The 23608-nt window shown below is 46.4% G+C and carries 23 protein-coding genes; 7 read left to right on the top strand and 16 right to left on the bottom strand.

Translation table 11 applies throughout. The features are described from left to right. Positions 1–4 precede the first annotated feature (4 nt). The 7 genes from chlG to QUB06_RS14885 form a co-directional block, all read right to left on the bottom strand. Positions 5–1015 (bottom strand): chlorophyll synthase ChlG, encoded by a 1011-nt coding sequence (chlG, locus tag QUB06_RS14915; RefSeq protein WP_333035306.1) that lies wholly within the window; start codon positions 1013–1015, stop codon positions 5–7. A gap of 453 nt (positions 1016–1468) precedes the next feature. Then, positions 1469–1624 carry a DUF29 family protein gene (locus tag QUB06_RS14910; protein WP_333435906.1) on the bottom strand — a complete coding sequence of 52 codons (156 nt, stop codon included), beginning with the start codon at positions 1622–1624 and terminating at the stop codon, positions 1469–1471. A gap of 26 nt (positions 1625–1650) precedes the next feature. Then, complete coding sequence (locus tag QUB06_RS14905; RefSeq protein WP_333435905.1) at positions 1651–2355, bottom strand: helix-hairpin-helix domain-containing protein; 705 nt, start codon at positions 2353–2355, stop codon at positions 1651–1653. A 116-nt stretch (positions 2356–2471) separates the two neighbouring features. Continuing rightward, the gene (locus QUB06_RS14900) at positions 2472–2819 is read right to left on the bottom strand and encodes an NINE protein (protein ID WP_333435904.1); all 348 of its coding nucleotides are present in this window, start codon (positions 2817–2819) and stop codon (positions 2472–2474) included. Between the two features lie 95 nt (positions 2820–2914). Further along, the gene (locus QUB06_RS14895; RefSeq protein WP_333435903.1) at positions 2915–3127 is read right to left on the bottom strand and encodes a hypothetical protein; all 213 of its coding nucleotides are present in this window, start codon (positions 3125–3127) and stop codon (positions 2915–2917) included. Between the two features lie 352 nt (positions 3128–3479). Then, positions 3480–5072 (bottom strand): type II CAAX endopeptidase family protein, encoded by a 1593-nt coding sequence (locus QUB06_RS14890; protein ID WP_333435902.1) that lies wholly within the window; start codon positions 5070–5072, stop codon positions 3480–3482. Beyond that, positions 5069–5254 (bottom strand): hypothetical protein, encoded by a 186-nt coding sequence (locus QUB06_RS14885; protein WP_333435901.1) that lies wholly within the window; start codon positions 5252–5254, stop codon positions 5069–5071. The genes QUB06_RS14890 and QUB06_RS14885 overlap by 4 nt, the downstream gene beginning before the upstream one ends. Before the next feature lie 278 nt (positions 5255–5532). On the opposite strand from QUB06_RS14885, the gene QUB06_RS14880 reads away from it, so the two are divergent. The 3 genes from QUB06_RS14880 to QUB06_RS14870 all read left to right on the top strand — a co-directional run bounded on the left by QUB06_RS14880 (position 5533) and on the right by QUB06_RS14870 (position 9308). Further along, positions 5533–6894, top strand: coding sequence for a histidine phosphatase family protein (locus QUB06_RS14880; RefSeq protein WP_333435900.1), 1362 nt, complete (start codon positions 5533–5535; stop codon positions 6892–6894). 234 nt (positions 6895–7128) lie between these two features. Next, positions 7129–8442 carry a dihydroorotase gene (locus tag QUB06_RS14875; protein WP_333435899.1) on the top strand — a complete coding sequence of 438 codons (1314 nt, stop codon included), beginning with the start codon at positions 7129–7131 and terminating at the stop codon, positions 8440–8442. Positions 8443–8552: 110 nt separating this feature from the next. After that, positions 8553–9308 carry a 4'-phosphopantetheinyl transferase superfamily protein gene (locus QUB06_RS14870; RefSeq protein WP_333435898.1) on the top strand — a complete coding sequence of 252 codons (756 nt, stop codon included), beginning with the start codon at positions 8553–8555 and terminating at the stop codon, positions 9306–9308. 177 nt (positions 9309–9485) lie between these two features. On the opposite strand, the gene QUB06_RS14865 is transcribed toward QUB06_RS14870, so the two are convergent. After that, positions 9486–10226, bottom strand: coding sequence for a response regulator transcription factor (locus QUB06_RS14865; RefSeq protein WP_333051578.1), 741 nt, complete (start codon positions 10224–10226; stop codon positions 9486–9488). Positions 10227–10759: 533 nt separating this feature from the next. Between QUB06_RS14865 and QUB06_RS14860 the strand changes: the two genes are divergently transcribed. Then, positions 10760–11506, top strand: coding sequence for a creatininase family protein (locus QUB06_RS14860; protein WP_333435897.1), 747 nt, complete (start codon positions 10760–10762; stop codon positions 11504–11506). Positions 11507–12042: 536 nt separating this feature from the next. Here QUB06_RS14860 and ndk read toward each other — a convergent pair. Then, on the bottom strand, positions 12043–12492 hold the full coding sequence (gene ndk / locus QUB06_RS14855) for a nucleoside-diphosphate kinase (protein WP_333280390.1): 450 nt from the start codon (positions 12490–12492) through the stop codon (positions 12043–12045). 17 nt (positions 12493–12509) lie between these two features. On the opposite strand from ndk, the gene QUB06_RS14850 reads away from it, so the two are divergent. Beyond that, on the top strand, positions 12510–12656 hold the full coding sequence (locus tag QUB06_RS14850; RefSeq protein ID WP_333435896.1) for a hypothetical protein: 147 nt from the start codon (positions 12510–12512) through the stop codon (positions 12654–12656). Between the two features lie 603 nt (positions 12657–13259). After that, positions 13260–14018, top strand: a complete 759-nt coding sequence (locus tag QUB06_RS14845; protein ID WP_333435895.1) for a hypothetical protein — start codon at positions 13260–13262, stop codon at positions 14016–14018. Between the two features lies 1 nt (position 14019). On the opposite strand, the gene proB is transcribed toward QUB06_RS14845, so the two are convergent. The 7 genes from proB to QUB06_RS14810 all read right to left on the bottom strand — a co-directional run bounded on the left by proB (position 14020) and on the right by QUB06_RS14810 (position 21788). Beyond that, entirely contained in the window at positions 14020–15129 is a 1110-nt protein-coding gene (gene proB, locus QUB06_RS14840; RefSeq protein ID WP_333435894.1) for a glutamate 5-kinase, read from the bottom strand. 293 nt (positions 15130–15422) lie between these two features. Continuing rightward, on the bottom strand, positions 15423–15944 hold the full coding sequence (locus tag QUB06_RS14835) for a YqeG family HAD IIIA-type phosphatase (RefSeq protein ID WP_333435893.1): 522 nt from the start codon (positions 15942–15944) through the stop codon (positions 15423–15425). A gap of 149 nt (positions 15945–16093) precedes the next feature. Further along, positions 16094–17218 carry an endolytic transglycosylase MltG gene (mltG, locus tag QUB06_RS14830; protein ID WP_333435892.1) on the bottom strand — a complete coding sequence of 375 codons (1125 nt, stop codon included), beginning with the start codon at positions 17216–17218 and terminating at the stop codon, positions 16094–16096. A gap of 247 nt (positions 17219–17465) precedes the next feature. Continuing rightward, the gene (locus QUB06_RS14825) at positions 17466–18044 is read right to left on the bottom strand and encodes a DUF3727 domain-containing protein (RefSeq protein ID WP_333051560.1); all 579 of its coding nucleotides are present in this window, start codon (positions 18042–18044) and stop codon (positions 17466–17468) included. A gap of 313 nt (positions 18045–18357) precedes the next feature. Then, positions 18358–18819 carry a Holliday junction resolvase RuvX gene (gene ruvX, locus QUB06_RS14820; protein ID WP_333435891.1) on the bottom strand — a complete coding sequence of 154 codons (462 nt, stop codon included), beginning with the start codon at positions 18817–18819 and terminating at the stop codon, positions 18358–18360. A 264-nt stretch (positions 18820–19083) separates the two neighbouring features. Continuing rightward, positions 19084–20415: a GNAT family N-acetyltransferase gene (locus tag QUB06_RS14815; RefSeq protein WP_333435890.1), complete on the bottom strand. Its 1332-nt coding sequence runs from the start codon at positions 20413–20415 to the stop codon at positions 19084–19086. 191 nt (positions 20416–20606) lie between these two features. Further along, a complete protein-coding gene (locus QUB06_RS14810) occupies positions 20607–21788 on the bottom strand; it encodes a F420-0:Gamma-glutamyl ligase (RefSeq protein WP_333435939.1) in 1182 nt (393 codons plus the stop codon). A gap of 838 nt (positions 21789–22626) precedes the next feature. Here QUB06_RS14810 and QUB06_RS14805 point away from each other — a divergent pair. Next, a partial coding sequence (locus QUB06_RS14805) for a hypothetical protein (RefSeq protein ID WP_333435889.1) occupies positions 22627–23608 on the top strand: 982 nt, incomplete at its 3' end.

Genomic DNA, 23608 nt, shown 5'->3' with positions numbered 1-23608 from the left:
CTGCTTAACTCGCATGACCTAGTGCCAAGGCTGCTACCAGCATACCCAAAACCAGGAAAGGCTGAGCACTTGCCTGATATTTAACATCATTTTCCAGAGGATTACGCAAAAAGTACATATCCTGAAAAGTAATTTGGGGAATTATCAGCAGCAGCAGAATGACAGCGTAAAGGTTTTGGTGGATGCTGATCAGGTAGCCTGCAATCCCAGCTTGAAAGATGTCGATCATCAACACGCAAATCCAAGCTGCGGTGCTGATGCCAAACATCACTGGCAAAGATTTTAACCCTAATTGCCGATCGCCTTCAACACTTTTGAAATCGTTGACGATCGCAATCCCCAGCCCTGCCAAACTGTAAAACAGGGTCAAGATCATAATCGTGGGATCTAGTGTACCAAACAAAGCTTGACCCGCCCACCAAGGCAGGGCAATGTAGCTAGCACCCAGGGCATAATTTCCCAACCAGCCATTCTGCTTGAGTTTCAGCGGGGGCGCAGAGTAGATATAAGCTAGAAACGCGCCGCCGAGAGTCAAAACAGTCATTATCGGGAATTCATGACCCGCCCACAAGTCTAGAGCATAAGCCACCCCAATACCAGCGGCTAATAATACCAAAATTTGCGTTACTACTTGGGGAATCGAGATGATACCGGAGGGAATCGGACGGTAGGGCTCGTTAATGGCGTCGATGTCGCGATCGTAAAAATCGTTCAAAGTTTGAGTGTACCCGGTCAACAACGGCCCTGACATCAACATACAAGCTGCTGCGATCAAGAAATTCTCTAGGTTCCAAACATAGTTTCCAGAAGACGCCGCCCCGCACACCACGCCCCAAATTAGGGGAATCCAGGTAATCGGTTTCATCAATTGCAAGCGAATCTTCCAGATGGAAGTTTCCCCGCTAGCGGCCCCTTTCATGCCCAACAGTTGCCTAGTTTTGGCACTGCGGTTTTCGGTAGCAGCACTTTCCGGTGCAGCTTCTGGGGAGATTTGGGATGGAGGAGAGTCAGACATAATTTGATGTTAGCGGTACTGCTACTATTGTGTCGTTTTGCATTTCAATAATAATTCAGATAGCTTACCACTGATATTTAAGGCCGATTCTTGAAAACTTACCCTGGCTTGGAGTTGATGCTAGGGAAAAGTAGGAGTTTCACAATATATTGGAATATCATTATTTTGTCTAAATGTCAAGAGGATAAATACTTTTTTTTATAATTTCGCTGAGCCCGCCTGCTGGGGGAGATTTTTGCTACCAGGTATATTGAATGTCAATTACCAGGAGGCGATCGAGTTTTTTGCCATACTACCCTTGAATCATCTCATCTGGGAGAAAATCAATCGATTTTAGATTTTAGATTTTAGATTTTAGATTTTAGAGATGCTACCGCTTCTTTGATCCGGTTGAAATGGCTACTTAAGCAAGTCCAGGAGAATTACCACCCGATTACTTTCTCAACTCCGGTGTTACCTTCGCCCGATGTCTTCTATTTCTGCAATCAGATTTTCCCAGTCGATGTTTGAATAGTCGCGAACCCGCAACTTTTCCACAGTGGTTTCCATCCATCTCAGGTAATCTGTATCATACAATTTTTGTCGTTCAACTTCTAATTTTGTTGTCATAAGCGGTTTCTGCTAACAACTGCAAATTAACAAATATGGCGATAGGAATCAAAAGGCAGTCCCGTCCGCCGCTTGACTTCGACAACTGATTTGTAAGCGCCTTTTCTCTGCCTTTCTATAACTATTTTTTCCGCAACATATCGATCTAAACCGCTGGCGATTAACTCTTCCGGCGAAAGAATATTTAACCGTTTCCAAGTAAACTGCAATTCTTTTTGATAATTGTAGCTGAAGCAAATCATCGGGGCGATGCGTCGGACGTGACTTTCGGGAACTCCTGCTATTTCTGATAACTCTTCGGCGTGGGTAAAAATGTAGCCTTCGTTTTGCAGAGATTCAATATCGTTAGCGTAGACGATCGGCAAACCCAAGATTCTGACCATATCGTCTTTGGTACACTCATTAATATCTATTTTGCCGCGCACGTTTGCCAGTTCCTCGGCATTTGTTGCACTTGCCGGGACCAGTATACCTCTGGGTGCGGTTTTGATGAGATAGCGCTTTTTCAAACTAAAAGCAGTGACAATCTGAGCAATCCAAACGATCGTACCCAAATTAGTTGAAGAAGATACCGCTAGGGCTGCTAAAGTAATGGCAACACCCCATCCCATCCAACTACGAATATTTGACTTTTGGCCTGCATAGGCGATCGCCAATCCGCCGAAGTAGGGAATAAAAGAATACCACACCCAGTTTGGAGTTTGACGCAGCCAGTATAAATCTTGAGACACTTTAATTTTATCCTTAAATAGTTGTGATCTCACACTTTCTTATTTCACTCCCACTTTTTTAATAGTGGGCTTTCTTCTTCCTCCTTCCTTCTTCCTTCTTTCTTCTTTTTTCTTAATTACAATTCTCGCAACAGTTTTTGGCGTTTTTCTTCATATTCTTCTGCCGTAATTGCGCCCATATCGTAAAGTTTTTTCAATTCGCCGATCGCCCCTGTTACATCTTTTGCCGCTCTGAGTGCATACCCAGATGGCAACATTCCGCCATTGTACTGAACCTGAAAAGCTTGTTCCGACATCAGCAGCAGACCGATAAAATCGAAAAATGCGATCACTGACGGAATTAATGTCCAAGAAAATAGCAAGTATAATACCCCTGCTAAGTTATTGCCCAAATAAAATTTGTGAACTCCGAAACCTCCCACAAAGAAAGCTAACACAACTGCTACGGTTTTATCTTTTACCATTTTTACTTTCCCCAGTTTTTTTCTTTAAACTTTCGCGATCGACCTTTAACTCTCTACCTTTAAAGATCGACATAAGTAATCTTACTAATTTTTACTCATTTATTGGGGTTTTTGCGAAACTTAGACATCGCAAAATACAGCAGAACTATACCGACTTGAGCCTGTAGAATCACCAAGTAGCCTCTCAAGAAATAATTGAGTTCGCTGCCTGAATTGAGAGAAAATATTAAAAGGCCCAAGGCTGCGTAGGGTGCGAAACGCATCCAACTCGGCGTTCCCTCTAAATTACGGCTGTTCAAATTGCTCATGGGTTTAAGCCTCATCCTAAATTAAAATTTAGCTATAAATTAGCCGGATTGTCAACTTCCGTTTGGTGCGATCGCCCGAATCAGTCTCTCAATCATCAGCCGATAAGATATTACTTCCATGTTAAACCCTGTTTTTCCGCTAAAATAAGCGACCGGGGCGGGTCTATCTGGATCTGTTGCTGATATTAAAGATGAGGGTGAACCCGCCCCTATAGGAGTTCCGGTTATTTTACCGGGCTAGATATCAGGGGCGCACCGAGTACCCTACTGTTGTTTTTGGCAAGAGTCGATCGCCCTGACGATCGCTCTCAAAAAAACTCGATTAATTCACAATTATTAACAACCGCCCGAATTAACTAGCGCCCCCGCCCAAAAGAAACAGACTCAGGAGAGTACCGCTGTTCCAAAGACTGTGGAGAAGCATAGGAGCAAGGAGATTGCGCGATCGCGTGTACACAAACCCCAAAACCGCACCCAAAGTCGCCAAAGGCAGAATCTCAGAGACACTCAAGTGAGCCACAGCAAACAACAAAGCAGAAGCTGCGATCGCCCCCCAAACAGGCAAATAGCGAGTCAGAGAAGGCAGCAGAAAGCCCCGAAACACGATTTCCTCAAAAACCGGAGCGGCGATCGCAGCAGTGCCGAAAAACACCGCCAAAGCCACGTTGTCCCTACCTTCGAGAACGATCGGCAAAATCGGATTGCTGCCACCTTGTCCCTGCCACAATTGCTGATTGATCAGCGACACCAAAACTACCAAAGGCAAAGCAACAAAATAGCCGCCAAAACCCCACAAAAACCAACTTCCCCGCCAATTAATCCGAAACCAACCTTCAGACAAAGGCAAAAAAGACTTGACCGAAAAATACAGTACCGAAAGCCCCCCAGCCGACAGCAACAAATAAGTAGCAAAGATATAAAAAGCCTTCTCGCGCGGGTCAAAAGTAGCAGGGTTGAGTTTTAAAACAGCCAGAGAAACAGGCAGCAACAAATAGGGAATCAAGATTTGCCCGACAAAGAAAAAGCCGACCACAAGTACCTGCCAAACAATCTCGCCGTCCCAAGGCACATCCCAAGTCAAGCTCGCATTTCGCGCCAACACCGGGCCGGAACCTGCTGTATCTAACTGCTTCCGCTGCAACAACCACTGCACGGTCAAACCAACCAGCAAAACCGTACCAATACAAAGTGCGATCGCCGGAACCCCAACTATAATTGCCAACTTTTCTACAGCTTGCTGGGCCGTTACTTGCTCTGCTGCTTGCAGCGCCGCCAGCTCTTTAGAACGTTCTTGCAGCTTGTAAAGTTGAGCTAGAGCGCGATAGCGAAACCAGCCATCCAAAGACTTTTGAATGCTCGGCTCAGCATCCGGCAGCAGTTGAGCCGGATTGCTCCAAATTCCCGTTAAAACTTGAGCAGTTTCCACCGAAGAATCATCATCACTTTTAGTTTTGTAGCGCTCAACTAAATTTTTCCAACTTTGGAGAGCAGCCTCAGTTTTGCCACTGCTTGCCTGCAAAATTCCCAATCGCAAGTCAAGTTCGTTTAGCAGCACTGACTGTTGCTTTATCGACTCGGACGCCGCCTTATTTTGAGCCAAATTCAGAGTATTATCCTCAGACTTAGAGGCAATGACAGACTGAATTTCTTTAACTTGTGCTTGAGATGTTTCGAGAGTTTTGCGAGTCGAGTCTCGCGCTTCTAGATATTGCGTCAAAGCCGTATTTAAAGGATCTGCACCGACAATATTGGTGCGCGCCGAACTTAAATTAGCACTCTGATTATTTTCTCCTTGCCACTCCGAGGCGTGCAGCAGCAAATTTGTCTGGTAGAGTTCCAGCCGGCTTTGAATTTGCGGCTGATTCCAACTAGCAAGTAAAGATAAACCGACCAGGGCGATCGCGATCGCCGTTAAAATACCTAAAATAACCCGCTTCAGTGTCATTCCTGCTTTTCCGTCCCGCGCGAATCCGTGGCTAAATCTTTTCCGTCTTTAATCATAGGTCGTTGCAGACGAGAGTATCCCGACAACTGGTAAAATTTCACTGGCTCATCTTTTTGACTCTCCTCAACAAGACTTACGCCAAAAATCCTTGACCCGCCATGTATGGGTAAGGTGCGTACCATTGGTGTTAACTTAACGTCAAACCCAGTTATAGACAGATGTTGGACTATTAAGACCAGATCCCCCCTTAGCTTGCCCCCTACTCCCCCTTCATAAGGGCGGGACAGGAGTCTTCTCAAAGTCCCCCAACAACCAGGGGGATTTAGGGGGATCTAGACTTTGCCTAAAAGCGACATTTATCAGGGGTTTCAGGCGATTGTTGATACCAATGGGTGCACAGCGCACCCGCCGCAGGGTAGCAGGCTAAATCTAAAATCTAAAATCTAAAATCTAAAATCGAATGACTCGCATTATCTTAGTCCGTCACGGCAAAAGCACCTACAATCAAGAACGCCGCATCCAAGGCCGCCTCGATAAATCAATTTTGACAGAAGCAGGCCGTAGCGCCGCCCTGCAAGTAGGCGACACACTCAGCAGTATCGCCTTTGATGCCATCTATACCAGTCCCCTGCAACGAGCCAAAGAAACAGCGGAAATCATCCTGTCGCGCTTGACAAATCCGCCACAACTCCAGCCAACTGATAATTTGATGGAAATCGATTTGCCTCTGTGGGAAGGAATGCTGCGCCAAGATGCTATAGACAAATTCCCCGAAGCATATCAGCAGTGGCAAAAACAGCCCGACAAATTTTCCATGAAACTGCCATCTGCTGACGGAGAAATCGAACACTTCCCAGTATTGGCAATTTTTGCTAACGCCCGACACTTTTGGCAAGAACTTTTATCGCGCCACCAAGACGGCACAATTCTAGTAGTAGGTCACAACGGAATCAACCGCGCTCTCATCGCCACCGCGTCGGAAATTACCCCGGATTACTATCAATCAATTCAACAGTCCAATTGCGGAATTAGTGTCATTAATTTTGGTCCTTCCCCTGTTACAAACGACAAACTCGGAGAGCAAAACAAGAAAGTTGCAATTCAATTAGAGTCGGTAAACTTAACTTCCCATACCGGGGAAATTTTTCCCAAACCGAGGGACGGACACCAAGGCCCGCGATTGTTGCTGGTGCGTCATGGCGAAACAGACTGGAATAAAGCAGGTAAATTTCAAGGGCAAATTGACGTACCTCTCAACGATAACGGCCGCGAACAATCCCGGCGGGCTGCAGAATTTCTCAAGGATGTAAAATTGGATTTTGCGATTAGCAGTTCGATGCTCCGCCCGAAAGAAACTGCGGAAATTATTCTCAAATATCACGGCGGTTTGCAACTAGAACTCCGCGACGATTTGAGAGAAATTAGCCACGGACTTTGGGAAGGAAAGTTTGAATCAGAAATCGAACAATCCTATCCGGGTTTGCTCGAAGAATGGAAAACATCTCCTGAAAAAGTCCAAATGCCCGAAGGAGAGAATTTGCAGCAAGTTTGGCAGAGGGCGATCGCAGCTTGGCAAGAAATCGTACAATCTGTTTCTGGTACTGGGATTGTCGTTGCTCACGACGCCATTAACAAAGCAATTCTCTGCCACCTATTCGGTTTGGAACCAGAACATTTCTGGAAATTCAAACAAGGAAATGGAGCCGTTAGCGTGATTGATTATCCCCACGGCCCCGATGGTTTGCCGGTATTGCAGGCGATGAATGTCACAACTCATTTGAGCGGCGGCGTTTTTGACAAAACAGCAGCCGGAGCACTCTAATTAGTAAAGTGCTGAGCGCGAACCCGTAGCGGAAGGAACGCCCACCGCTACGGGTTCGCGCCTGAAAAAAGTTTGAATTTTGATAACAACCGCGCCCGACGCTTAGGAAGTTCTTAATTCCTGAAACTAATGCGCTGGATTGCTTCTTCCTTCTTCCTTCTTCTTTCTATCCTTTACATCCGTTACATCCGTTACATCCGTTACATAATCCGTTGCCGAACTTCCTTCTGTTATATGAGCCGCGAACTGCTACAAAATGTACGAGTGCTAGATCCAGTTTCAGGGAGCGATCGCATCGCTGATATTCTGATTGCTGAAGGTGATATCAAAACAGTCGAAGAAAAAATTGCTGAGTTTCCCCCTGACACAGAAGTGCGGGATTGCCAGGGACTGATTTTGGGGCCGGGGTTAACGGATATCTACAGTCACAGCGGAGAACCGGGTTTTGAGGATCGGGAAACCCTGGAATCCTTGATGCAGGCTGCGGCGGCTGGCGGTTTTACGCGGCTGGCGATTTTGCCGGATACCTCGCCACCTGTTGACAATTTGGCCGGTTTAGCTTTGTTGCAGCAACATATCCGCAATTTGCCGGCCGGACTGCCCCGCTTGTATTTTTGGGGAGCCCTGACAGCGGGCGTTAAAGGGCAGCAGATGGCAGAGTTGGGCGAGCTGGCCTCCTGTCCAGTGGTGGGTTTTGCGGACGGTTTGCCGCTGTCTAATCCGGCTCTGGTGAGGCGTTTGCTGGAGTATATCAAGCCTTTGGGCAAGTCGGTGGCTTTGTGGCCGTGCGATCGAACTTTGGCAGGAAAGGGCGCGGCGCGGGAGGGTGCGGTGTCAGTGCGCTTGGGTTTGCCAGGAATTCCGGCGAGTGCGGAAACTTCGGCTTTGGCGGTAATTCTGGAGTTGGTGGCATCTGCGGACACTCCGGTGCACATTATGCGCGTTTCTACGGCGCGCAGCGTGGAATTGATTCGGGATGCGAAGGCGCGGGGTTTGCCGGTGACTGCGAGTGTGACTTGGATGCACTTGCTGTTGAATGTCGGGGCAATTTCAGGAAACTCTCAAGATTCGGGCGGGAAAAATGCTCTGACTGCTTTGTTCGCCTACGATCCGAATTTACACCTAGAACCGCCGTTGGGCAATCTCAGCGACCAATTAGCGCTGATTCAAGCTGTGAAAGATGGCGTAATTGATGCGATCGCGATCGACCACAATCCGCATACTTATGAGGAGAAAACTGTGGCTTTTGCTGATAGTCCGCCCGGGGCGATCGGCTTGGAATTAGCTTTGCCTTTACTGTGGCACGGACTGGTAGAAACAGGGGAATTTTCGGCTTTAGAACTGTGGCGACTTTTAAGCGCAGGCCCTGCCGTTTGTCTCGGACAAACGCCCCCCATCGTTGCACCGGGAGTCTCTGCTGAGTTGATTTTGTTCGACCCGGAAATGAGTTGGACTGTTGATGGGCAAAGTCTGAAGTCGCGATCGGCAAATACGCCTTGGTTGGGACAGCAATTAACGGGAAAAGTTGTACAAACCTGGATTAATTGACCCTTGGGATTGGGAGCGTTTAACGAACCGCGAAGGCGCGAAGGGTAGGGTAGGAAGAAAAGGATCAGTAATTTGGTACGTGGAAGCTTTTGATAAGGCAGGTTAAATACATGATTGCTGTTGTTCCTTCGTGGAATTCTCCACCCCTAGACTTGACATTGGATCTGGGCGAAATTCATGTTTGGCGTGTGTCTCTGGCTCAAACAGAATCTTGGTTGCAGAGTTTACAAGAGACTCTCTCTACAGACGAGCGGACAAAAGCTGAGGGTTTTCACTTTCCCAAAGGTCGATCGCAATTTATTGTGAGTCGTGGCGCGCTGAGAGCAATTCTGAGTAGCTATCTTAACATAAATTCTCACATTTTGCGCTTTGACTACAATCCCTACGGCAAACCCTCTCTTATCGCCGCCCAAGGTGGAAATACCCTGCGTTTCAATGTGTCACACTCAGGAAACATGGCTTTAATTGCGATTACCAAAAATCGAGATATTGGTGTCGATATTGAAGGCATCAATCCCAATTTTCCTTGCCTGCAAATTGCTGAAAAGTTTTTTTCACCCTTAGAATACTCTGTGTTGCTTTCGCTCCCAGAACATCTCCAGCCTAAAGCTTTTTTCACCTGTTGGACTCGCAAAGAAGCTTATATCAAAGCAGTCGGTAAAGGACTTTCTATTCCCCTGAATCAGTTTGATGTCAGCCTCGCACCCGGAGAACCTGCCGCGCTGTTAAATGTTGAAGACAACCCCGAAGAAGCATCGAGATGGTCTTTAATGGAATTAATTCCGAGTTCAGATATGGTGGCGGCTGTTGCGGTTGCAGGAGATTGCTCGAAACTTCATTGTTGGCAGTGGACAGGGGAGTTTTGAGTTATACCCAGCGCCCAGGGTAAAAGAGAACGGCAACGGTAGCTGGAAGACATATACTGGTTGCACCTCCAAGCTATTGTATTGCACACCCTCCATAGACAAATAAGGACACAATATTTTTGTGTCCTTATTTGTCTATTTGACTGCAATTTGCCACCCTACAACTGATTTAAAAATTTAACCAAATCGATACCCAAATCCGCGTACCGTAATGATATATTCCGGTTGGCCCGGATCTATTTCCAACTTTTCGCGTAGCCAGCGGATGTGAACATCAACTGTTTTGCTGTCTCCGATAAAATCTTGGCCCCAAATTTTTTCCAGCAACTGATCGCGAGACCAAACTCGCCGGGGATAACTCATAAATAGTTCTAGTAAGCGAAACTGTTTAGGAGAAAATTTCACTTCCAGACCACGAACCAACACGCGGCACTCTTCAGGATACAGAGTTATGCTCTTATATTGCAGCATCATCGGTTGTCGCAACTGACCGAGGCGCTGGCGTCGCATCAGCGCCCGACAGCGAGCGATAAACTCCCGCATTCCAAAAGGCTTGGTCAGATAATCATCCGATCCGGCTTCTAGGTAAAAAGCGCAATTGTTGGCACTTCCTCTAGCACCGATAATCAAAATAGGGACGGGATTTCCTTGATGCCGTAACATTCGACACAGATCCAAACCGTTAATTGAATCCATAATTAACAGGTTGAAGGCAAATTCACCGTGGTATGACGAAGCAGCCTGTACAGAAGGTAGAGCGTTACGCCCGTCGCTAGTAACCACCACCTCATAGCCCTGTTCTTTAAGGGCTAAAGCTAGCATTTCCCGCAACAGATCTTCACCTTCCAATAACAAAATACGGCCGGCTTGTCCAACAGCCAACCTTGAAGGACTTTCGCTTAATTCAGCAGAAGACATAAATATCAGTGGGAGTGATGTTTGTATGTGGCTAGCGCGAGGTACCTTCTTCAGTAGCTGAGGTACTCTCGCGCTGCGATCGCTTGTACGATCGCCATTTGTTCGATCGCTTAGAATCTTTCGTCAGTCCATCCCACAGACACGCGCTCGACCTTTGCTACTTGCTCGTGTAAGGAATACAGCCGTAGAGCAGTTGCCGGAACCGCGGTGTCTGCCTGCGTGCAGGCCACAGAAGTCTGGTCATTTTTCGGGGTCGGTGTTAATTTCATAAAACATTGCCCGCTGTTAATTGACCACGTAACACCCAATCTAGAGGGATATGCTAGTTATACTACTCTTAAAAGGTTATTAAAAGGTAAAGTTTTGGCCATCAAGTGGTTAAATTATTAACGTTAAGTAATATAACGGTAAAGGTGCGATGGCACTGTAGAGCTTTTTTTAATAATACAATAATAAGTTTGCCCAAAGTCCTTTTTTTTCCCGTGCCGGCTACGATCGACGATAGCAAGTAAAAATTCTGTAGACTGCCTATCATGTTGCTGCATTTGAGTACCTGGCCCGAGGTAGAAGCTTATCTCGAAAGCTCCCGAGGCATAATTATCCCGATCGGCTCCACCGAACAGCACGGGCCCACCGGCTTGATCGGGACTGACGCCATTGCTGCCGAGGCGATCGCCCGCGGTGTCGGCGAAGCTGCCAATGCCTTAATCGGCCCCACAATTAATGTCGGGATGGCCTTGCACCACACCAGCTTTCCCGGCACAATCAGCTTCCGACCGCAGACGCTGATACTGGTAATCAGGGATTATATCACATCTTTGGCAAAAGCGGGATTTGAGAAATATTTCTTCATTAACGGTCATGGTGGCAACATTGCGACAATGAAAGCAGCATTTTCCGAGACATACGCGCATTTATCAGACTTAAATTTACCAAATGCCGATCGAATCCAGTGTCAAATCGGCAACTGGTTCATGTGCGGTTCCGTGTACAAACTAGCAAAAGAATTATACGGAAACCAAGAAGGTTCCCACGCCACCCCCAGCGAAATCGCCTTAACCCAGTACCTTTATCCAGAAGCAATCAAGCAAGCTCCGCTTTCGGAAGAAGTCGCTTCCGGGCACAAAATTTTCGGTGCTGCTGACTTCCGCCGCCGATTTCCCGACGGGAGAATGGGTTCAAATCCGGGCTTAGCAACCCCCGAACACGGTCAGCAGTTTTACGAATTAGCAGTCAAAGAATTGACTAATAATTATCTGGAGTTTTTAAGTTCCGATTAACGTTTTTTCTTCTCGTTACCAGGAAGCTCCTGGTAACGAGTAAAAATCTCAAACTCTTCTATATTTTACGGTTATGAGTGAGTCAGCGACATGATATTTCATATCAATTCCGGCTACCCCGGAATCATCTCAAATCCGCGCTCCGAAGTCTGGCGTAAAGTCTAATCAAGCTACCAATAAATAATTCGCGCAATTTTCATTTTTTTAACATCGAGTCAACAGTCAGTCGATTTTAGATTTTAGATTTTAGATTTTAGATTTTAGATTTTAGAATTGACTCCACAGATGAATCTGGGAGGTGGAAATTAGGTGTAAAATATTTCCCTTGTCAACAGTCAACAGTCAACAATCACGGACGCTGCAACCGGAATCGATATCATCTATCTGAGAAAGGCTATAGCAGTTCTCAATCTTGGTGAGGTATACCCTATGCCCTATGCCCTATGCCCTATGCCCTATGCCCGCTTATCAAGCGTGCACCTCATGTTACTGAGAAAGGCTATATCTCCCGATTAACCATCGGGAGAATATCAAAACTATTCCACAATCCAAGGAGTTAAAGAAGGTGTCCAAGCACTCAATTCTTCTTCCTTGAACCAAAGGCTAATTTCCGCACGGGCAGTCTCGACAGCATCAGAACCGTGAATCAGATTACGGCCGACATTGACGGCAAAATCGCCCCGAATTGTCGCCGGTTCTGCATTCAGAGGATTTGTTGCGCCAATGATTTTTCTCGCCGACGCCACAACGCCGTCGCCTTCCCACACCATCGCCACAACAGGGCCTGAAGTGATAAAGTTTACCAATCCAGCAAAGAAGGCTTTTTCTTTGTGAACATCATAATGTTGTTCCGCTAGTTCGCGACTCGCCGTCATTAGCTTCATACCAACTAGCTTAAAGCCCTTGGCTTCAAAACGACCGATAATTTCGCCGACGAGTCCGCGTTGTACGCCGTCGGGCTTAATCGCTAAAAAAGTCCGTTCCAAGATTAACTCCTATAATTGTGTTAACTGATCCAAAAGATAGAGTAACTCACAACGCACCTAAAGGCAATTCTGAGAATTGGAAATTGTCATTTGGAGACTTATGGCCGCCGGAAGAAGGAAGAAGGAAGAAGAAGAGGGAAGAGAAAAGAGGGAAGAACCAATAAAACCAAGGGTTAAAGAAACCGGGTTTCTCACAAAAATTTTTGTTGAGCAGCGATGAATCTCCGAAGAAACCTGGTTGGGAGACTCCTATGCGTCTAGGACTGATTTGCAGGGAGCATCCCGATTTTGTAAACAGCATTTTTTAGGAGTTCGAGCAGAATGCTCATTTGCCTATATTAAGTTAATCAGCCTTTAAATTATCGGTCAATAAATAATCAAACTCTTGTGGGGTGGCTTTGAGCAAGGCCCTAAATATCCAATCTAAATGTATAGCAACCCTAAATCATTCGCGTAATTATTGTAGGGGCCATCCCCCCGTGGTTGCCCCGATAGATAGGAGGTAGGCAAAGAAAGGCACTACCCCTACAAATTTACATGAATGATTTAGGATTGCTATAGAACATTTTATCTCTAGCGAACAAGATGCTCGCACTTCTGGCACAATATGATACAAGTCACAATTTCCTGTGACTGCAAACAGTCTTACCTATGATCTCAAATACAAATATGTATGATAATAAACACAATTATTTAGGCTCGAAAATATAGATAATTAACAGAGGTATGAAGATTATCTTGACAGCAACCATTCAGGCGAAAAAAGTATGAAATCCATTGTAGCATTCATTGAAGCCAAAAAGCAAGAGTTTGCAAAATTACCCTTGTTTGACTTTCTAGCCAATAAACACATCCACGCGAATCAACGACTAATTTTTGCACCTGTACTCGCTCCTTTGGCTGTGGGATTGAGCGATTTAAATAAATATGTATTGCGAGAATCTTCTAGTAATAGCAAAGTTCAGGAACTAATTAATAAATATACTTATAAAACCAACTATTATTGGCACGACTATCTAGAATACCTAGAGGAACTAGGCTTAAACCAATTAATGAGTTACGGTGACTTCAGACTGCTTTGGGGTGAAGAAACTAAAAAAACTCGATCGCTATGTTCAGTGCTCGAACGCTACGCTTGGAAAGCCTCTCCCATTGAGAAACTGGTGTTAGTGGAAGTCCTCGAAGGAACGGCAAAAGTTTTTTTTGAGGCGGCGCTTGCAGTGGTAATGGAATTACAGCAAGTTACCCAAAAAGAATATGTTGATTTTGGAGGAGGTTATGGGGGTTTAGAAAATTATCACCTTTTAAACACGCCAGAGATGTTGGAAGTTTTAGCAGAGATCGAACTTACTAATGCAGAATGCCAAGCAGCTTTAGAATTAGCACAAAATGTATTTGAACTGTTTACAGAAGCAATAAACGAGCTGTTCCGACACAGCCAAACAAATTCTTGCAAGACTGTGCTGCAAATATCCTCAATTTCTGCCTTCGCTCATTGCCCGATCGACTGTCTCGATATTTGTTAGTTTAAACAATCACTAAATTATCTCGGTGTACCGCCGTTTCTACGCCTGCATAGCCTAAAATTTCAGCAATTTTCTCGGACTTGCAGCCCTGGATTTGTCTCAATTCTAAACTGGTATAATTCACAAGTCCTCTAGCAATTTGCTTGCCGGCTGCATCGCACAACTGCACGGAATCATCAGCTTGAAATTCTCCTTCTACTTGAGCAATACCCGCAGCTAAAAGCGATTTTCCGCCCTGGGAAATTGCCTTGACAGCACCGGCATCTAAATATAGTTTTCCGGCCGGAATTAGCACGTTAGCTATCCAGTGTTTGCGAGCGTTTACAGGGCGCGGTTGAGGCTCAAATTGAGTACCGATCGACTCTCCCTTGAGTATTTTCTCGATATTACCAGGAAAGCAGCCGTCAGTGATGACTGTACGCACTCCCGATGCAGTTGCTATTCTCGCCGCTTCAATTTTTGTCACCATACCGCCGGTTCCCCAGCCGCTGCGGGAATCACCTGTTTGCACCTGAAATTCTGTTAGCTGTGCCATACTTTGGACTAGGGCGATCGGCTGCGCGTCGGGATTGCTGCGCGGATCTGCGGAATACAGTCGATCGACATCTGTGAGCACAAACAACCAATCTGCTTCTACCAAACTCGCTACTAGCGCCGAAAGCGTGTCGTTATCGCCAAATTTGAGCTCGTCTACCGCTACAGTATCGTTTTCATTGACGATCGGAATCACGCCCAACCTGAGCAGTTGCTGAAAAGTATTGCAAGCGTTAACATAACCATTACGCTGCACTAAATCGCCCCTGGTGAGCAATACTTGAGCGATCGGCTGTTGTAGAGTAGTAAACAAGTCATCGTACACCCGCATCAGCCGCCCTTGGCCCACAGCCGCCACAGCCTGTTTCATAGCAATATTTCGCGGGCGTTCCGTCAAACCCAAGCGCGCGCAGCCCACCCCAACTGCACCCGAAGAAACCAACACTACTCGATGACCTTGCTGCCGCAAATCAGCTAAAATTTCGACCAATGCAGCAATAGTTGAAAGGGCTAAGTTTCCTGTAGTCGATCGAGTCAGAGTCGAAGTTCCAATTTTAACAACAATAGTTTTAGTCATTAGTCAGTAGTCATTAGTCAGCAGTCAGTAGTCAGTAGTCAGCAGTCAGTAGTCAGTAGTCAGTAGTCGGTAGTTATTAGTTATTAGTGATAATATCATTTCCAGTAGACATCTCCAATAATTATTGTGGAACAGGCATCCTGCCTGTTCAAAGCTGGCTTTTCTGGAGATGTCTAGTTGATTATAACAATACTGTAGGGGCGGCTTCACCAAAATCTATGATTCACGTCGTGGATATTTATAAACCCGCCCTCCGCATTAATGACTAATGACTAATGACTAATGACTACTGACTAATCTTTAATTTTCAGAGAAGCCCCCAAAGCTTGAGAAACCCAAACTTCAAAAGAGCGCACCGGATACTTGCGAAGCGCATACCCAGCATCAACCATTGGTTCCACTAAAATAGTGAACATACCCAAACGATTGCCTGCTAAAACATCAGTAAAAAGTCGATCGCCCACCATCGCCACCTGTTCCACCGGCAAATTCATCGCCGTCACAGCTTTTCGCAACTTGCGGCGGGACGGCTTAGCCGCACCCGTGATGTATGGTAGATTCAAAGACTCAGCAATTCGACCGATCCGATTTTGACTTAAATTATTGCTTGCCAACCATAGCGATACCACGGGTCTAATTTCTTGTACCCACAAGCTGAGTTCAGGAGAAGCATTCATTGCCGTAATGGGAACGAGAGTTTCGTCCACATCCAACACTAATCCTTTAATCTGATGTTTCTCCAGAATATCAGCCGTTAACTTCATGACTGAATCGCCTAGAACTAAGTCAGGCTGTAGTAATTTACCCCAAGTCATAATGATTTTAGATTTTAGATTTTAGATTTTAGATTGAGAAATAAGAAATTGGGAGTTAAAGATTGAAAAAGTAAAAAATCAAAAGTGAATAATTATTGCTTTTCCTTTGTTACTTTTGACTTTTTACTTTTTTATTAGTCATTGCCCATCTATTGAGCCGATCGCACTTTTTGGTCAACTTGAGCCACAGCAGCATTGTGTTCGGCCAGAGTGCGACTGAAAATGTGAGTGCCGTCGTACCGCGCCATGAAATACAGATATTCTGTATTTTCTGGAGTCAGAGTCGCCTCCAAACTTGCTATTCCCGGAGATGCGATCGGAGTTGGGGGTAGTCCGGGATTTATATAAGTATTGTAAGGAGAAGGCGTTTCTACTTGCTTAAAAGTCAGAGGCTTTTCCTTAGTTTGCCTGATGCCAAGAGCGTATTCAACTGTCGGGTCAGAACCCAACGCCATTCCCTTTTTCAGACGGTTGTTGAACACTCCTGAAATGCGGTTCCGCTCGGAAGCAACCACAGCTTCTTTTTCTACAATACTGGCCAAAGTCACCCATTCTTTGAGAGAGAGCTTTGTATTATTCTGATTTTTTTGATATACCGGCAAAGCTGTCTGCTCGAAACGGGTGAGCATTTGTGCTATCGCAGCTTGAGGAGTAATTCTATCGCCGTCTAGCTGATAAGTATCCGGGTACAAAAAACCTTCCAAATGAGGCAATCCGCTCGGCAGCCAAGGGTATTGAGCGTAAGGAATTTGACTCGCGGCCGCCATAAACTCCTTAGCCGGAAAAAAACCTTGCGCTTCAAAATAAGCGCTCATTTGTTGCAGCGACCACCCTTCTGGAATCGTGAAACTCTGCTGTACGACTTCGCCCTTCCAAATTTTGTCAGCAACTGCACTCAGAGGCTGAGTCGGCGACAGTTGGTAAGTTCCTGCTTGAAAACCTCCCTCGCGGTTTTGCAGAGTCAGCCAGCGGGCCCACATATTCCATGCCGAGCTCGATCGAATCAACCCTGCGGCCTCTAAATCCCGGCCGATTTTTTGACTGGGAGTACCCTCCGGGATTTGGATCGAAACAGCAGGATCTTCTGCCGGATTCCCCGATGAGGATGTTATTTTAGGCGCCGCTGAAGCCCAGCTCCACCAAGCCCAGCCCTGCCAAGCGCAAACTCCCCAGATTGCCGGCAGCAACGCCAGATAAAACAACCATTTAGAGACTTGCGGAGTACCTTTTCGGCTCTCGCGCGCGCTGCCTTTTGTCATTTGTTCTTTATTCATAGTCCGTTGTCTTGGATAAGCGGCGGTTAACTAGCGACTAATGACTGATGACCTGCGATTGATGACCGAAAAGTTACGAATACAAGCCCTTTAAAAGACCCAATTCACGCGGCCCAATTCAAAAGCCCGATCGCGAAGGCAGAAGCGGCCACCTCGAAAAAGTTCGATCGGGCGAGCAGTTTACTTTTTTATAAAATAGTAAAAAATTCTGCTTTTTGCCATCAGGGCTTGTGCCTGCAATTAATATCTAATCAAGCTCGTCAAAGAACTGGTCTTCCAGCATAGGTAACATCGGTTCCAGCCTTTGGAACTCTTCTTCCGAAAGCAATTCTGGCTTACCGTCGTCATCCATTCTAGCCAAGATAAAGAACGGGTCTAGAGGCGTATAAATCGCATATTCCTGTTCTTCGTGGTAGAAACTGGTCAGCCACATCAGTTCCTCGAACTCAGACTCCTCATCTGGATCGACATCAGATGCCATATCCTCTTCGGGAAATTCCGGCAATTCGCCAACCACAGTCAGCGTCACCGCTGTGCGTCGGAGCGTCAAGTTCTGCTCTTGCAGCACAACTTTAGCTGTCTCAAAAATTTTGTCAATTTCGGTCTCGTCTTCTACAGGAATTGCTGCTTCGTCCGTCTCGTCTCCCTGCCAAGTAAAAATTTCTACGGGTGAGTCAATCGGAAGCAGCAAAGCGTATTCTTGACCTTCGAGATTCATAGAATATTCTATGTTGCAAGTCAGCGATCGCCCAACTTCATCCGTCAGGGTGACGGACTCTTCGTTGGAATTGCCATTCTCTTTTTTGCGGTATGGGGATGAGGACATCGCGTGTATCTTAGTTTTCCGTCAATAATTCAGTAACGTTTGCTTGACAATGGGGAATTTTCGTGGCGATATTCTGGCTAAATGGGCGATCGCCAGTCCACAAGCTTAAACCGCGAGACTCGCGGCCTTTTCCACAGGCGAGGAGTGCAGCGTTTAAATCTCAGTCGAGTTAGCAAGCGACACTGAGGACAAATCACGATTTTGTGCTTCTTCAGTACCAAGGGTACAGCAGAATTTTCTCCAGTTTGTCAAGGGTTACAGGTGTGCGTAGCAAACTTGCACAACCAGGATATCACGCCTTTGTTACCACCTATCAAGGATTGGGAAGGGCACAGATATTTTGCCTCCGCTCGTCTAGCCACTGCTGCAAAATCAGGGCCGCTGCTTTGCGATCGATCGCACCCTTATTATTTTGCGACGGCGAAATCCCTGAAGCTTTCATCAATTCCTCTGCCTCAACCGAAGTCAGGCGCTCGTCCACGTATTCTAGGGGGAGCTCTAAGGCGGAGGCGATGCGATTCGCATATTTCTGCACCTGTCGGGCTTGAGCGCCCAATTCTCCGCTCAGGGAGTAGGGCAAGCCTGCAACCAAAATTTGCACTCTCCGCTCTCGCACGAGCTCTCGGAGATAAGCTACGTCTCGATCGAAGGACGATCGTACCAGTGTTGTAATGCCCGTAGCTATTAAACCGGTGCCGTCACACCCGGCGATGCCGACTCGTTTGAGGCCGATATCTAATCCCAGTGCTGAAATCCATAATTTATCGTTGGACATTATCAATCAATCAATTTTAGATTTTAGATTTTAGATTTTAGATTTACTTTTTTTTTGCGGAAATAATCTTATTTAACGAACCGCGAAGACGCTAAGGACGCGAAGGAATAACAGAAGAAAGTAAGAAGAAAATAGGTAATCTTAAGTTGATATCAATCAAAAGCAGAAGGGAGATTTTGGGGTGATGACAGAAAAAAGTGAATTTCTTGGATGATTAATTTTCTTTTTTTCTGCCTTCTACCTTCTACCTTCTGCTTTCACTTATTAAGAATTCACTTCTCCCGGCCCGCCGCCGTCTAGAGGCAACTCCGGCAAATTTAGAGGCAAAATGCTGCTGGGATCTCTTGCTGCTGATTCGGAATTCTGGAAGTTCAAGGGGTTAACTTGATTCGTTTGGCTGTTTCCTGAGTCAGCCAACAGCGGTTTAATCTCAGACGACGCGGGCCCTGCTGTGGCTTCCCCAGCCATCGGGCCGAGCCAGGACATCCGGCCTGGTACGGGTTTGCGAGTTGGCTGGAAGCTTTGCAGCATTTCTGATAGCTGGAGTCCTTCGAGAGAGACCAACTTGGACTCGCGCAATTTGTGCCACACCGATCGAGACATCAGCAAACTGTGTTCCAGGCGCACTGCTCCAAATTGCTCTAAATAAGCTTCCCGTTCCGGCTGATAGTCAGCGGAAGCCAGTTGCAGGCTTTGAACCGGGAAATCTTGAACCAGCCGCGCCATCTGGGACAGCAGTTCTGGGTAAAGCCAAGTGTAGGCCGGGTGTACAGTCAACTGGGCGACGTGCGGTTGCTGGCCGTTGCGGGATAGCTGCACCTGAAAATAGCCGATCGCGGCTTTGCGCTGGGGTTCAAACACGTAACCGCTGACTACCTCGGTTTTGGCCAGCCACTGTCTGACACCTTCGACTAAAGCGCCGAAAAAACTGGTTTTGAAATCTTGAATGTGGCGATCGAATACTTGGCGCACCAGCGGCGGCATAGACGCGGTATCCAGTTGGTATAGCAACTGAGCGTCGGCGTTGCTCACCGGCAGCAGGTTGGGCAAATCTGGGGTCGAGGAAGCCATTTCTTGCAGGCGTTCTGGGGCGATCGTCCAGTATGTCATCTGGGCCAAAGGCTGAAACCCGTTTTGCCGATATAAAGCCAAGGAAGTTTTGTCGCCGACATTCACTTCCAACAGCCACGTCCGCGCCTCCCAGACTGCCTCAAAGCAGTACCGCAGCAGCATGGAACCAATTCCTTTGCTGCGGGCTTCCGGGTCTACTCCTATGCGATCGATCCGCCAAGTGCTGCGGGTGCGGTTGAAAGGAGAAATCTGAATTATCCCCTTAACGCTCCCCTCTTCTTCGGCAACGTGGGCACGGAACAGGGACTGACAAGGGTTGGGAAACAAGCTAAAAATCTTTAGTAGTCCGTACCAGCGACGAATCTGCTGCAACTTTCTACCTAGTACCACGTCGCAGCTTCCGCCCTTGCTGTTTTCTGGCTCTTCGGCTGTTTCCGCGCACAGTTGTTCCATCACCTCGATGTCGCGATACTGAAACGGGCGAATCACAACCTGGTTTTGGTTTTGGGAGGGAAATGAAGTCATAGCATAAAAGTGGAGAATGGAAATTTAAAAATAAAAATTCAGAAAGGGGAAAAGTTAGAGAAGTTTTGAGTTTTGAATGGGTAAATTTTGAGTTCAAAACTTATAACTTTTGATTCTTCTCCCTTTCTTGCGCGATCGAAAATTAAAAATTTCAAATCATCTTTTTGAATTTTTAATTTTCTGTTTTCAACTCAAGATTTTTGTGGCAGAGGTCGAATTAAAACGACCGGTGTTCGCTCGTCAGCATTCCCGGCGGGGTTGCTTCGCAAGGCTTGCTCTAAGAATGTTACCGATAAATCGGAGGTCGCTGCTAATATCTTAACTGCTTTCAAGTCATTAGCGTCTACGATCGCCGCCGCAAGTCCGGTTTCTCGTTGAATTTCTTCTACAACTTTCTGGGGATTGTCCGGGCCGAGGACAATAAATTGGTCGAAGGGAGGCAAAGTCCCGGTAACGTCGTCGATCAGCCTGGCTTGTTCCCCTGCTAGTTGGTAAAAGACTCCCGGCTTGCCAAATATTTTCGCCACAGCGCCGATCGCAAATGCTGCTACTACGCGCCAAGGGCCTACTACATCAACCAACGTCTGCATTCCGCAAGCCGTGGCCAAACTCGACATCGGCAAGAAAAACAAGCACACTCGCTTTGCCGCCCATCCGGGTTTGACTTCGCTGGGATGGCGATAGCGTCCCTGCATCAAAGCTAGGGGAGTTTCTGCGAGGGCGACAATATCACCTTTCTGGGCGCGCGGGAGCACGTACCGCTTGACAATTTCGACGGGATTGTCCAATTCGGCCAGTATGTGAGTGCGAATCGGCAAGACTTCTGCAACTCCGACATTCCTGGCGATGGGTACGGTGTCGGAGTTGGGAAATTGCAGCGGGACTACTACGTTACGGACTTTGGGGATGCGGCCACTTGGGCCGTAGGTGACGAAATGTACTTGCACCCAAGCTGACTGCAATTTGGTTAAATCTTGCCCTTGAATGTCTACAGAAACTTTAATTTTCGTGGTTTTTTGGGCTTTAACAATATAGCCGAACCAGTAATCGTCTGCTCTGGCTGCTGCCTCTTTGTGGCAAGGAATCACCTTTGTCTGGGAAGTAACGCCATCCAAACTTCCGTCTGACAACAGTTTCACCTGCGCCCGCACTTCCGGCAACATAATCTCAAACCGCTGTGTCAGGTTGCGGAACTCCATTTCCCCGACTAAAAGATAGCGGTTGGGTTCCGAGATGGCTAAGCGCCATTCTCCGGCTGTTAGTTCTAGTTTATTTGCACTTCCAGTCCGGCGATAGTTCAACTCTAGGCCCAATCCGCCCAATGCTAGCAGCGAACCGGCTGCTGCGATTCCTGTTGCTAAAGTCTCAATCACTCTAATTACCGCCAATAATATTTTGTGTTTACTGTAGTCGATCTCGGGTACTTTGAGCCCCGATCCGGTAGTAATTGGATTGTGCTCAGTTTGTTGGGGGCGATCGAACTTATGCCAAATTACACGTAAGTGCGATCGGCTCTGGTGGCTACAGCGGTCAAGTTGCTGTTCCAAGAGCTCTCCTCGTGAGTTAGATAACTCCAAAATCTGGCGTTGCTTAATCAGGGTAGGAAAAAAATTAGTTGAAAATCCCGAATCTTTGTGGATACTGGTTTCTCTGACTTGCATATTTAGCCTTTCAGACCGTAAATCAGCAACGTCTACAAAACAAATCAGTTAATTCAATCATTTATTATGATATTTTTTAAACATAAAATATATTTTTATTGTTTTTAAACATTAATTTATAATTGACAAGCCACTACTTATTAAGCATTTACGCCTGTAAGTATAAGAGATATTTAATAAACATTCCTTAGTTTTAGATATAAATAGTTAATCTCTTAACAACTCTGTATACATGAGTTATTTTCGCCCGTTGTCTGTCCATCGTCCGTTGTCTATCCATCGCTCGTTGTCTGTCCATCGTCAAAATATCTCAAATGGGTTCAAAAGAACCGCTATTGACAGGATATTCCTTTATATCTTGCCCTTTTTGTCAAGTACGATTTATACCAAATTAGATGAGCTTACCCTGCGAGCCGCTACCGCGCTAGCGGTCAGTACCTTTAAAAATCTACTTCTTAAGTAACAGTCCAAATCTAGTTCTTAGGCAGTAGATTTTATTAGAAGTAAATAGTTAGTCTAGTGAATGTAGTAGTAATACCCAAGGATATCTATGACTGATAATAAGCAGCCTTTTAACCAGCCTGAAGCCAATCGTGACTCCCAGGAAAAGAATGTTGACAATAGCGAGAACCAGCAGCTTCAGGCTCAGACTAACGAAAATGCAGAATCACAGGAAGATCAATCATCAGGCTCAGGCCTTGGTGCGAGGATAGCTGGAGCAGCAGTCGGTGGTATACTAGGTGCTCGCTCTGGAGGCATTATTGGTGCTGTAGCAGGCTCAGTTGCTGGCGCTATGATTGGTAAAGGTACTGCTGATACTGTTAACCGTGCTGTAGATAATTTAGGGGATGCAGCACACAGCGTAGCAGACGGTATTACACACACTGTAGAAGAGCTAGGGACAGTAGTAAAGGAAACTGCTGAGGAAGTTAGACCATCTATCAAAGCTACAGCAGAAGCAGTCAAGGAGACTGTTGAGGAAACTAAGCCTTCGATTAAAGGTATAGCCGAATCTGTCAACGAGACAGTTAGGGAAGCCAAGCCTTCTGTAGTAGATGCAGTCAAGAGTGCATCCGAGGAAGTCAAACCTACGATTAGAGAAGTAAAAGATTCAGTCAAGCAGACAGTCGAAGGTATCAAGCCTTCTGTACAAAGTGCAGCGGACTCTATTAAGAGCACTGCCGATGAAATTAAGCCTTCTGCCAAAGCTGTAGCTCAGGAAATTGAGGGGGCAACTAAGGATCTGAGATCGACTGTAAAAGATACAGCGAAAGCAGTTGAGCCCTCTATAAAAAGCGCAGCCGAATCGCTTCAGTCATCAGGCAAGAGTGTAGCTGAATCAATCAAGTCATCTGCTCAAAGCGCTGCCGAATCTGCTAAAGGTGCAGCGCAGGATGTTAAGTCATCGGCCCAAAATGCTGCCGAATCTGCTAAAGGTGCAGCGCCGGATGTTAAGCAGGATGTTAAGTCATCGGCCCAAAATGCTGCCGAATCTGCTAAAGGTGCAGCGCCGGATGTTAAGCAGGATGTTA

This window comes from Microcoleus sp. D2_18a_D3 (genome assembly GCF_036702455.1).
In the GTDB taxonomy this organism is placed as follows: Bacteria; Cyanobacteriota; Cyanobacteriia; order Cyanobacteriales; family Microcoleaceae; genus Microcoleus.
This window is presented reverse-complemented; position numbering and strand designations above follow the sequence as displayed.